The 12,394-nt window shown below is 39.0% G+C and carries 11 protein-coding genes; 6 read left to right on the top strand and 5 right to left on the bottom strand.

Annotated features, from left to right (window positions below):
• Positions 1-363: 363 nt before the first annotated feature.
• From idi to AC3Z9T_RS14665, 4 genes are all read right to left on the bottom strand, one after another.
• On the bottom strand, positions 364-879 hold the full coding sequence (idi, locus tag AC3Z9T_RS14680) for an isopentenyl-diphosphate Delta-isomerase (protein WP_490126845.1): 516 nt from the start codon (positions 877-879) through the stop codon (positions 364-366).
• A gap of 141 nt (positions 880-1,020) precedes the next feature.
• Entirely contained in the window at positions 1,021-1,677 is a 657-nt protein-coding gene (narL, locus tag AC3Z9T_RS14675; protein WP_490126844.1) for a two-component system response regulator NarL, read from the bottom strand.
• 40 nt (positions 1,678-1,717) lie between these two features.
• Positions 1,718-3,436 (bottom strand): nitrate/nitrite two-component system sensor histidine kinase NarX, encoded by a 1,719-nt coding sequence (gene narX, locus AC3Z9T_RS14670; protein WP_490126843.1) that lies wholly within the window; start codon positions 3,434-3,436, stop codon positions 1,718-1,720.
• Positions 3,437-3,597: 161 nt separating this feature from the next.
• Positions 3,598-4,524 (bottom strand): DUF808 domain-containing protein, encoded by a 927-nt coding sequence (locus tag AC3Z9T_RS14665; protein WP_490126842.1) that lies wholly within the window; start codon positions 4,522-4,524, stop codon positions 3,598-3,600.
• A gap of 348 nt (positions 4,525-4,872) precedes the next feature.
• Between AC3Z9T_RS14665 and AC3Z9T_RS14660 the strand changes: the two genes are divergently transcribed.
• The 6 genes from AC3Z9T_RS14660 to AC3Z9T_RS14635 all read left to right on the top strand — a co-directional run bounded on the left by AC3Z9T_RS14660 (position 4,873) and on the right by AC3Z9T_RS14635 (position 11,367).
• Entirely contained in the window at positions 4,873-5,856 is a 984-nt protein-coding gene (locus AC3Z9T_RS14660) for a glycosyltransferase (protein WP_490126841.1), read from the top strand.
• Positions 5,857-6,089: 233 nt separating this feature from the next.
• Positions 6,090-6,860, top strand: a complete 771-nt coding sequence (locus AC3Z9T_RS14655) for a helix-turn-helix transcriptional regulator (RefSeq protein ID WP_490126840.1) — start codon at positions 6,090-6,092, stop codon at positions 6,858-6,860.
• 221 nt (positions 6,861-7,081) lie between these two features.
• The gene (locus AC3Z9T_RS14650) at positions 7,082-8,383 is read left to right on the top strand and encodes an NAD(P)/FAD-dependent oxidoreductase (protein WP_490126839.1); all 1,302 of its coding nucleotides are present in this window, start codon (positions 7,082-7,084) and stop codon (positions 8,381-8,383) included.
• A gap of 48 nt (positions 8,384-8,431) precedes the next feature.
• Entirely contained in the window at positions 8,432-8,800 is a 369-nt protein-coding gene (locus AC3Z9T_RS14645) for a cupin domain-containing protein (RefSeq protein ID WP_070927014.1), read from the top strand.
• Between the two features lie 27 nt (positions 8,801-8,827).
• On the top strand, positions 8,828-10,321 hold the full coding sequence (locus tag AC3Z9T_RS14640) for an aldehyde dehydrogenase family protein (protein WP_490126838.1): 1,494 nt from the start codon (positions 8,828-8,830) through the stop codon (positions 10,319-10,321).
• A gap of 302 nt (positions 10,322-10,623) precedes the next feature.
• Entirely contained in the window at positions 10,624-11,367 is a 744-nt protein-coding gene (locus tag AC3Z9T_RS14635) for an SDR family oxidoreductase (protein ID WP_490126837.1), read from the top strand.
• A 29-nt stretch (positions 11,368-11,396) separates the two neighbouring features.
• On the opposite strand, the gene AC3Z9T_RS14630 is transcribed toward AC3Z9T_RS14635, so the two are convergent.
• On the bottom strand, positions 11,397-12,068 hold the full coding sequence (locus AC3Z9T_RS14630) for a LuxR C-terminal-related transcriptional regulator (RefSeq protein ID WP_490126836.1): 672 nt from the start codon (positions 12,066-12,068) through the stop codon (positions 11,397-11,399).
• Between the last annotated feature and the right edge of the window lie 326 nt (positions 12,069-12,394).

Here is a 12,394-nt window from a genome sequence, read left to right as displayed (position 1 = left end):
AAAATTTCATCTATCTGACACCGATAAGTCAGCTTTATAGCTTTAACAATGAATATTTTATAAATTAATTTGTTTAAATGGTTAAATAAACCGTTTTTGAGCGAGATTGTTTTTTACTTCACTATTAATATCAATATATTCAGCTAAGTAGTTCCGATGATAACCTATGTATAGTGCTCGATAATTTAAACTAAGCTCACTATAGTAATAGTGTAATCTCTAGTGCAAATTGTGACGCCTTACTTTTTTAGTTACTACTAGAGAGAAGGTTGAACTTATTGATGTTGATAGATATTTATCAGATGGTTTATTATAAATTTACCAAATAATGACTCTTGAAATGAACATAATTAGTGAAAAATTTTAATTAAATTTAAGTAGAGGATATTGATTTATAATTAACTTAAACCAAGGGGTAAATTGATTGGGATTATTTTTTACCTCTTCTTGTAAATCTGAGGGATGGATCCAACGAGTTGCAGACACTTCATCTGGGTTAGGTATAACAATGTCATCATAGTTACCGATAAAGAGATGATCGTATTCATGTTCAGTCAAGCCACCATTGACTTGAGCACGGTAAACAAGATGGCCAACAGGTAAAAGGTTGGTTGTAAAGCCCAGTTCTTCCATTAATCGACGCTTAGCTGCAACCATGGTATCTTCATTTGGTGCCGGATGACTGCAACAACTGTTTGCCCATTGCCCCGCAGAATGATATTTATGAGCAGCACGTTGCTGAATAAGCAACTCACCTTTGGCATTAAAAATAAATACAGAAAAAGCGCGATGTAGCTTACCCAGTTGGTGCGCTAATAGCTTTGACATGACGCCTATAGGTGTATCAAACTCATCAACTAAAATGATATCTTGTTCCATAGAGCCTAATCTTTCATTATTTATCTAATTAGAGTGATCATATTACAGTTCTACATTAGCTACTTGTAGATTTGAGCTCTATAGTTGAGAAATGTAATTACTCACAGCTATTACAAATTATAGCTGTGAGCTAAATAATTGCTATTTTTGCTGAAGCACCCATACTGCGGCTTCAACTCGTGATTTGAGGTTTAATTTTTTTAATAAATGCTTCACATGCACTTTAACCGTACTCTCTGCGATATCTAACTTACGAGCAATCATTTTGTTCGAAAGCCCTTGGGATATGAGTTCTAAAATATCAGACTCCCTCGGTGTTAAGGACAGTATGTTATTTTCTGTTTGTGGACGAGTTTCTCTGAGTGATTCGGCGAGAACTGAAGTTAAAGCGGGACTCACAACCATTTTACCGCTTGCAGCTTCTTTAAGTGCGATAATAAGCTCTTCAGGCTCCATATCTTTCAATAGGTAGCCATCTGCACCACGTTTGAGTGCGCTGACAAGGTCTTCACTATAATTTGAAACAGTGAAAAGGATGATGCGACCAGACAATTCACGTTTTCTTAACTCATCTAAGGTTGCAAAGCCATTCATGCCAGGCATATTCAGATCAAGAAGGATAAGATCTGGATCCTGTTCTTCTGCGATCTTGATCCCTGTAGCACCATCACCTGCTTCACCAATAACAAGTAATGATGGTTCAAGGCTAATAAGTTGCTTAACGCCATTTCTTAGCATTGGATGGTCATCAATAAGTAAAATCGTTGATTTTTCATTTGTTATATTTGTATTTTCCATGAATTACTCTGCTCTAAAAAATAAATAATGATGCTATCGATTAAGTTATAGGCAAGGAGAATGTGACTTTTACTTTTGTTCCACCTTGCTCTCTTGGAATAATATTGCACTCGCCATTTAAACTGAGTGCTCTTTCTCTCATTATAATTAAACCATAATGGTTTTGTTTGTCAGGTGTAGTTCCTATTCCTTCGCCATTATCTTCTATGATTATTGTGACGGTGCCGGAATTTTGCTGAAGAGTCACTTGTGCCCAATTTGCATGAGCATGTTTTAGTATATTACTGAGAGCCTCTCTGATGATTTGTATGATATGAATGGATTGGTGTGGTGAAATACTTTTAGCTGGGAGATGGTAGTGTAATAAAATCTCAAAACCCATTTTTTGACTAAATTCATTAAGCGTGCTTTCAAGTGAAGGTAGCAGCCCTGGTTCTGTGAGTTTTAGCCTGAATGTTGTCAGCAGTTCTCTGAGCTGGCTGTATGCCGTGTTAATTTCCCCTCGCATTTCACTAAGTAGTTGCTGATGTTTGTCAGGTAGTGGCTCAGGTTGCATTTGCAAGTAGCTGATTTGCATTTTAAGGCAAGAGAGTGATTGGGCGATTGAGTCATGTAATTCTCTAGCAATAGCAGAACGTTCATCCATGATCAAGAGTTGCTGTTGTTGCTCTATTTGATACTCCATCGCAAGCATTCCTGATATCTGTTTGGCTAACATTAGTGCTAGATTATTTTCCTCTTCAGGTAATTCTTTATTTTGTTCTATTTCACCAATAATCACACCATAGCGGTGAATATTATCAGAGAGTTCCCATAATAATGAACGAGTTGCTTTCTCACAAACATCGGTTGTGCTATGAATTTCGTGAAAATACTCTTCATTGCTATCTTCATATAGCTTTAAATTGACACTCTTTAATTGGGTAATACTTTGTAGCTTATTAAGTACTTTCTGTAGCCTTGAATCTAGTGGTTCAGTGGAATGCAGTATTTGGTTTGATTGATAAAGATAGGAAAGTACTTGATTTTTATTGCGTAGATCAGATGTTTTTTCGGCAACTCTGGATTCTAGTTGATGATAGCTTTGAGCCAGTTCATCGGACATTTGATTTAAAGTTAAACCAAGAGCATTTAGTTCATCTTGTTGATTATTATTTGGATAGCGTTGACTAAAATCTTTCTGGCCGATGGCATTAACCATTGAGAGTAGCTTCATCCACGGGTAGTAAATTTTACGTCTGAGATGCCAAATGGTTGTCATTAATAATAAAAAAACCAAGCCAATAAAAATCATCTGTGTCATGGCGACATAAGCGATTTTCCGTTCAGTTTTGTCATCTATATCATGAACCAGTTCATCAAGTTTATTGACAAAGGCGATGACCTCATAACGTGCGTCATTAGGTGCGCTTGCGCTCTGTAATGAGGGCCGTAAGGTTTTTTGCCAGAAAGCGTGTAGTTCATCTAGCTTTGAGGTGAGTTCTTCTGCTTTAGCAACTTGAGTGAGTTCGGGGCTAGATAAATCGTTTTCGAGTATTGAGAGATATTTTTCTGAGTGATCATTTAAAGGCACCAATGATAGCAACCGATAGCTTTGCATACGAAGGGAGCCGGACTTATTAATAGCATGAGCATTGCCTTGCACACTAATGATGATGCGATTTGAAATCGTCATGCCAATGATGCCAAGAATAGCAATAAGTAGCATCAACCCAATGATTTGATTAATGATAGAAAATCGACGATGGAATGTCGGCATATCTAGTTCCTTCAAGCACCTGCTACTTATCACAGTGTTTTCTATGCACCTAACGGCACTTTAAATTATCTAAAGCATGAATGTTTTTTTAATGGTTACATCGTTAATCGTTTTCTTGAAATTAAATATACCACTTTAGAGTTAGCATGGGTTTTTTATATTCATGTTGTTAAACGAGTCTTAGCTTGTTTTATTAAAGTTATCAATACCACAAGGACAATACCAAAAAGAAGTCCAAAAATAAGATTAGCTATCGAAGGCATGATGAACTGCATGAGCGGCCCAATCTTTGGGGTTAGTGATGCAGCTAAGGCGAGTTCTTCTATCCATTGATAGATAATTGTAATACCGTGAGTTAGTATACCACCTCCAACCATAAACATGGCGGCAGTTCCAACGATAGATAAGGTTTTCATTAAATAAGGTGTTGCATAAATCAGGCTTTTCCCCAATTTACTCAGGAAAGTTGAGGTTTTTTTCTGTAAATAAAAACCAAGATCATCAATTTTAACGATCCCTGCGACGATCCCATAAACCCCGATTGTCATCACAATGGCAATGATAGAAAGAATAGCGAGCTGATTAATTAATGTTGTAGAGGAAACAATGCCGAGTGTAATGGCAATGATTTCGGCGGATAGCACAAAGTCAGTACGTATTGCTCCTTTGATTTTATTTTTTTCGAAAGCCGTGATTTCTTCTTGGGACATCATTGCTTCTTGTTCTTTCTTTTCGCTGTGTTCCTGAGGTACATGAAGATATTTGTGCATTAATTTTTCTGCGCCTTCAAAACAAAGGTAAGCGCCACCAATCATTAGTAATGGTGTCACTGCCCAAGGAATAAACGCGCTAATCAATAAGGCTAGCGGTACTAATATCAGCTTGTTGATGAATGAACCTTTTGCGACGGCCCACACTACTGGGATCTCTCGCTCTGCGCGAACACCGGTGACTTGCTGAGCATTTAGCGCTAAGTCATCGCCAAGTACTCCGGAGGTTTTTTTAGCTGCCATTTTAGTCATGACCGATATGTCATCCAACACAGCAGCGATATCATCGAGTAAAGCGAGTAAGCTTGTTCCAGCCACAGAATATCCCTTACTATTTGAGTTAATGTACGTTTATTGTTTGTTAGGTTGATATTGCGATAATTAGCTCATCGGTAAAAGAGGGAATAAGTCTGATTTAAGTAAAAATTCCATCTAGAATATCATTAAGTATGAATAATGAACTGTAATAATGGAACCAAAGTGTTCATTTTTTCTCTAATAGTTTAATTTTGTATTGAGATGAAGTTGCTTGAATAGTGATTTCAATAAAACATTTAATATACTCTCAATGATTCCAAGTGTGGCTAGGTCGCTGCATGAAGTATGGTGAGTATCAAGTGGCTAGTCGAATAGGCTGGTTAATATAGGATTTTATAAGGTTAATACATGTCATCCCATCCTGTTTTGAGTATTGTTGTTGCAGTTTACAATGGCGAAAAATTTCTTCCTCATTTTTTTGATAGCTTATTAGCACAAAATTTAAGTAACTGGGAACTCATCGTGGTGAACGATGGCTCTAAAGACAATAGCGAAGACGTTATTCGTCAATACCAAGACAAATTCAGCAACTTTAAAATGCTAACACAAGAAAATCAGGGTGTTTCAGTTGCTCGTAATACGGGTATGTTGGAAGCAACGGGGCAGTATATTACTTTCCCTGATATTGATGATGAAATCAGCCCTAAAATGTATGGCCGCTTATTAGAAATTGCGTTGGCAAGCGACTTAGATGTGGCAACCTGTAATGGAACTTATATTTATACCAATGGTGATGCGCCAAAAGCTATTTTTCCGCCCAATAAAGTACCTTCAACGGGTGTGATTAGTGGCCCTCAGTGGCTAGAAATTGGCTTAAGTTCGCGCAAGTTTTTGCATGTAACGTGGTTGAACCTCTATCGTTTGGAGCTGATCCGCCAATATAACTTTTCATTTGAACCAAAACTGCATCATCAAGATATTCCTTGGACAACAGAGCTATTATTGGTGGCGAAAAAAGTACAGTTTATCAATGAGCAGTATTACGATTATTTGATCCACAACCAGTCGGTTTCTCACTCATTGCAAGGTGACGAGCGTTCAGTTCGTAAGATCAATACTTATTTGAAAATTATCGATATGTTATTGGCTATTTACAAACGTTACCCAGAACAAGTTAAGCAAGCACCCGCTTGTTTGTGGCAGGTGGGTAAAGAAGGGCTTGGTGTCATTCAAGCGATATTGGCGATTAAGTCACCTGAGATCCAGCGTGACATGTCACGAAAATTTATTGAAAGTGGCTATTGGGATATTGTTTGGTCTCATGCGACCACAATCAAACTAAAATGGCGCCTGATCCGCCGTTATTCTAAGCTAAAAGCCGCTGCTAAATAAGTTGTTTAAGGGAGTTTATTTGTCGATGAACTCCCCTTTCTTAGCTTGATATATACAAGCATGAGTGATGATGAATTATTCATACTTTTGGGCGATAGTGTGATTTAATTAACATATTAATAACAATTGATTTGAGTTGCATGGGATAATGTGGTTTTTATAAGCATTTAGAAGGTGATTTTCTGGTACAACGAAACTGGTTTTGTTAATAAATTAATAATTTTGGAGGCAGAATGGAAAACTATCTGGATAAACTACCTGATGTGATTGATTCTGTTGCAACTAACCAGTTTTATCCTAATTTGTTAGCATGGCTATCATCTTTTATCGCATTTGATAATGCTATCGTTTACTCCTTTGAAAAAAATGCCCCCCCACGTTTCCTGTCTAAAGTTGAAAAACGTAATAGTGATAGTGTGAATCGAATTTATCAGCGCGGTGCTTATTTGATGGATCCGTTCTATCAGGCCTTACAAAAGGGTAGCGGATCACAGGTGTTAACATTAAGAGAACTTGCGCCAAAAGGCTTTTATCATACTGACTATTATCTCAATTTTTATCGCAAAACCGGTTGGTGTGATGAGGCTGCATTATTGCTAGAAATTACCAATGATAGGCAGTTAGGGATCTTTTTTGGTAATGAAGATGAGCCATTTTTATCTGAGAAAAGTACTCAAGCTCCATTAAAAGAAGCTTTTGAAATTATTCGCAGTATGGCGAAGCTGCACAAAGAAATTTCCCCCAGTGAAGTATCTAGTCATTATCGTTTGGCGGATATGCAGACGCGATTTGGGCTGACGCCTAGGGAATGTGAAATCGTGGAACTGATCCTTGAGGGCAAGGGCTCACCGCAAATTGCCCAATCATTGTTTATCAGCCTAGGCACAGTAAAAAACCATCGAAAAAATATTTATCAAAAATTGGATATCAATTCTCAAGGTGAATTATTTAACCTATTAATGGGTCAAGCTCGCCACACTTCAAACCGTAATCATTTATGTTAAAAAATGGACTTTTATCCGTATTATTAACATTAAAAAATTCATTAGCTAATTAATAAGTATGAATTTATTCCTGTTTTTTTTATATATTGTTTATATCGAAATATTCTACTTACATCACAAATGTTAAATCAATGTTTCAAATATCCCTAAAGGGCTATGTAAATGTTAATGGTGGGTTAAGATAATCGAGGTTATGACAAGATACTAACAGGGTATCCAATATGAATAACCAAGTTGAATCGTTAACCTATTACGCAGCGACGAAGAAGTATGATCTTCGTTTCCCTACACTGAAAGAAGATCTTGATGTTGACGTCGTGATCATCGGTGGTGGTTTTTCTGGTGTGAATACGGCTCTTGAGCTGTGTGAAAAAGGGATCACCAATATCGCGATAATCGAAGGCCGTCATATTGGTTACGGTGGTTCAGGTCGTAATGGTGGGCAAGTGATGGCAGGGATCGGCCATGATCTTGATGTCATTAAAAAGCATGTTGGCTCTGAAGGGTTAGAGACAATATTTAAAATCAGTAATATGGGCGCTGGTATTATTCGTGAGCGTATTGCGAAATATAATATTGATGCTGATTTTTGCCATGGCTATGCCTATTTAGGCAGTAATAAACGTCAAGAAAAAACCCTACGCAGCTGGTTAGCAGATTTTAAATCGGTTTCACCTAATGAAGAAATTGAGTTTTATACAGGCTCCGATCTGAAACAGATTATAGGTTCAGATGCCTATACTTGTGGCATTAAACATATGGGCGGTGGGCATGTTCACTCTCTGAACTTGCTATTAGGTGAAGCGAAAGCTATCACAGATTATGGTGTTAAAATTTTTGAAAATAGCCAAGTTCTTAATGTGGAATATGGTGATACCGTTACGGTACGCACGGCTATGGGCTCTGTTCGCGCCAAAAAAATGCTCTGGGCATGTGACTCATTTTTAAATGGCTTAGAGCCAACTATTTATCCAAAAACCATTAATACCTATGCATATCAGTTGATGACGGAAGAGTTATCAGACGAGATGATTGAACGTATCAGTCCGATCCGTGGTGCATACAGCGATATCCGTCCTGTTATTGACTATTACCGTGTGACCAACGAAAACCGTTTATTATTCGGTAGCTCAACCCATTTTCTTGAATATATTCCATCTGACTTAAAGGCATGGAATCGTAACTTAATGCTGAAAATTTTCCCTTATTTGAAGGATGTGAAAATTGAATTAGCGTGGGGAGGGCCAATGGCGTGTAGCGCTAACTTGTTCCCTCAAATTGGTTCATTACCAGGCCATAATAATGTCTTCTTTGTACAAGGTTATTCAGGTTTCGGTGTAACGCCGAGTCACATCGTGTGCAAGGTATTGGCTGAGGGAATGGCAGAAGGCTCACACCGTTATGACTTAATGAGTTCAATTCCTCATGCCAATATTGCCGGTAAAGATAGCATGCGTAATGTCATTGTGTCTCTGGCTAAGATTTGGCATCAAACATCGGGTTATTGGCAAGGGCGCCGCTAGCTCAACAGTTTTTGTATCATCTTGTATAATATATAGAAGGGTAAAATCATGATTAGTCCATTACTGTTAAACAAACCGCTTCCTGAGTTGCTAAATATTGGCAGCGTTACTAATTTAGGGTCTGTGGTTGTTGAAGGTGATCCGCAAGCGAGTGTTGCGATGATCCACGGTGAGCCAACGGATAACCTAACATGCGGTATTTTTGCTTGTACTAAAGGTAAATTTAAAATGGTTTACCCATTCGATGAAATGGCGACTGTTCATGAAGGTTCAGTGAAGCTAACGGATGTGAAAACAGGCCAAACGGTTGAATATCATAAAGGTGACACTTGGTTTGCCGCTAAAGGCACTGAAGTCCTGTGGGAGATCACCGCTGAGCGTTTTGTGAAGCATTATCTTGCTTGTGTAAACGCATAATTAACTTTTAAAAGTGGAGTGATAACGATGAGTCAATTAGCCTTATTGCCGGAAGTGAGTGCGTTTTTACAGCGCCAGCATGCACATTTTATTAACGGTCAGCCTGTTTCCGGTGAGGGAGAGGCTTGTTTTGAAGTCGTTAACCCTGCCACTGAACAAGTTATTGCTAAAGTAAAAGAAGGCACTAAAGCTGAAGTCGATGCCGCGATGGAATCCGCTTATAGCGCTTTTCACGGTGCATGGGCGAAAACCACGCCAATGGAAAGGGGAAATTGCCTTAATCGTTTAGCGGATTTGCTTGAGAAGCACCTCGAAGAGCTTGCGCAGTTAGAAACCTTATGTTCAGGGAAAACCATCCAGTTATCACGCTTTCTTGAAGTCGGTTCTGCTGCGCAGTTCTTACGCTATTTTGCTGGTTGGGCAACAAAAATCAGCGGTGAAACGTTGAATGTTTCACTGCCTTCCTTTAAAGGGGAGCAGTATTCAGCCTTTACTCAGCGTGAGCCTGTCGGTGTGGTTGCAGGAATTATTCCATGGAATTTCTCGATCATGATTTCCATTTGGAAACTGGCTGCGGCACTCACTTGTGGCTGTACGATTGTTCTCAAACCAAGTGAATTTACGCCGTTGACTATGTTAAGGGTTGTAGAGCTAGCTAAAGAAGCTGGGATCCCAGATGGGGTTATCAATATTGTTAATGGTGGTGGTCGTGAAGTTGGTCCTGCCTTAATTAGTCATCCTCTTTGTTCTAAAGTGACTTTTACGGGCTCTGTGCCAACTGGCCTTGCTGTAGGTCGTGCGGCAATGGATGGAAAACTAACTCGTGTTACGCTTGAATTAGGCGGAAAAAATGGCGCTGCTTTCTTGGCTGATCTTCCTGTTGAGAAAATCGTTGATGGTATTATTGAAGCCGGTTATTTAAACCAAGGGCAAATCTGTGCAGCGGCAGAGCGTTTTTACATTCCATCATCACTGATTGATGAAGTTTTAGTTCAGTTAAAACAGCGCCTTTCCACATTTAAAATCGGTTCTCCATTAGATGAAACCACTGAAATGGGGCCTCTAGCGAATAAAGCGCATTATGACAAAATTTTAGGGCTATTTGATAAGGCACGCAAAGAAGGTAATGAAATTATCTATGGTGGGCAGCCTATCGCGGGTGCTGGTTACTTTGTTCCTCCAACTATTATTCGTGCGAATAGCCCAAATGATGCATTAATGACAGAGGAGACATTTGGGCCTATCGGAACTTTCTTAAGTTACGATGATGAAGAGGAGCTGATCAAACAAATGAACAGCACGCCTTTTGGTCTTGCTGCAAGCCTTTGGACTAATGATTTAAGTAAAGCCATGCGTATGATTTCCCGTATCGAAGCGGGTACGGTATGGGTGAATATGCATACGTTCCTTGACCCAGCGGTGCCATTTGGCGGCATTAAGTCGTCTGGGATCGGACGTGAGTTTGGTAGTGCGTTTATTGAGCATTATACAGAATTGAAATCAGTCATGATACGTTATTAATTATAACACGTTGATTTTATAGTGGTTGCCCAGCGAATGCTGGGCTGGGTTGTTGACGAAGCGGGATAAAAGCGTGGTTTTTCCCGCTCCGTGTTATCAGCCGAAAATCAATAAATTGATTTTCCTGGTTTATTTCAAAAACCTTAACGACCGCAGACAAACAAAATACGTTTGTCTGCGGTCTGTGCCCAGCGAATGCTGGGCTTTTTTATTCAAACTTAATCTGAAAATAAAAATTAACAATTGAATAACAATAAACAATTGCCTACTGTGGGAAGCTCATCGCTTATTAGGAGTTTTTAATGAAAAATGTATTAATTACAGGTGGAAGCAGAGGGATTGGCAGGGCGACAGCAATACAGCTTGCGGGCTTAGGTATGCAGGTTTTTATTAACTATAAAAATAATCAAGCTGCAGCCGATGAGGTGGTTAATCATATTATCGCATCTGGTGGAAAGGCGGTTGCTGTTCAAGCGAATATTGCGAATGAAAGCGAAATCACCCAGATGTTTACTACCATTCGTGAGCGGTATGGTGATCTACATTACTTAGTGAATAATGCTGGGATCTTATTTCAGCAAAGTACAACTGAAAACCTGACTGCTGAGCGCATTAATCAAGTATTAGCCACAAATGTGACAGGGCTTCTAATTTGTAGCCGTGAATTTATTAAAAGTGCGCGCCACTTTGATAGTTTCCAAGGGAAGGCGATTGTTAATGTGTCTTCTATTGCTTCACGTACAGGATCCGCTGGGGAGTATGTTGACTATGCGGCTTCTAAAGGCGCAGTAGATACGATCACCATAGGCCTTTCGATTGAACTGGCTGAATTAGGCATTCGTGTTAATGCTGTTCGTCCTGGGGTGATTTACACCGAAATTCATGCAGATGGTGGTGAGCCTGATCGCGTTGATCGTGTTGCACATGTTGTACCGATGAAACGAGGGGGCAAGCCCGAGGAAATGGCTGATGTGATCACCTGGTTGCTCAGTGATGCTTCGTCTTACGTGACGGGGGCAATCATTGATGCGGGTGGTGGGTTGTAGCTTTTTCAATGATGTGAGTGGTTGAACACTCACATCATTTTTTCTTGGCGAATAATAAAACCGGATGAAACAAGCTCGGTTCGGTTACTCACGTTAGCTTTGGTGAATATGTTACGTAAGTGGGTCTTTACGGTAGACAGTGACACGCCCAGTAGTAGAGCAATACGTTTATTACTTGCCCCTTCGCGTACCAAATGAATGATTTCTTGTTCTTTAGGCGTATAGGAGACCAATGAATCAGGTAGTATGTCAAAGGTCATTAACTCTGCGATGGGTAAAATCGCATTTAACCGCATTACTTCTTGTTGTTGAAAAGGTCTATCGCGTAGTACGGATATACCAGCAATAATTTTATTTTTACGGCGAATAAAAATTTCTGCCATATCGGTAATATTATTTGGGCGCATAAAATCATTGTAGAACTCTTGGCTCTGCTGCTTCATATCAGGAGCCATTCTGACTAAGCGTAAATCATCGCCTTTAAATTTATCGGGGTGCAGAGGATCTAATTGATAGAAGTGTTGTAAATAATCTTGATGCATACTGGAGCTGATCCCATATAAAACATGGTTATCAGGTTGCCAAAAATCATCAACTAAGTAATAAACGGATGCTGAAACAGGGATAATATGGGCTATTGTGTTCAAGCAACAGTTTATTAACGTTCGCTGGTGGTAGCACAAAGGTGGTGTCTTCATCATATTCCCTTCCATAGTGAGCCTTATTATTATCATGCAATTAATTTCAATTAACATAAAATAAACATGTTAATAACGTGAGCTTGGTTACAATATTTAAACTTCATGAGTGATAAGCCAATTGGCTAAATACGCCTACCTGTATATTTCGCTGAAAATTTATTAATATATTAATGAATTGATGGCTTGTTATATGTTGATATTTCATGCTTTATCTTTTTTTTAGTGAATTGATTCGGTACTTTTCGCTACCCCTTTCTGTTTAACCTCTCCCGATGGGTATCGTTCTTTAGGACGATGGCGGCATGTTTATGCTTATTTCTATAGTG

Source organism: Providencia sp. 6390 (genome assembly GCF_058148425.1).
Note: the sequence above shows the minus strand (reverse complement) of the source record. Positions and strands in the feature narration are given on the sequence as shown.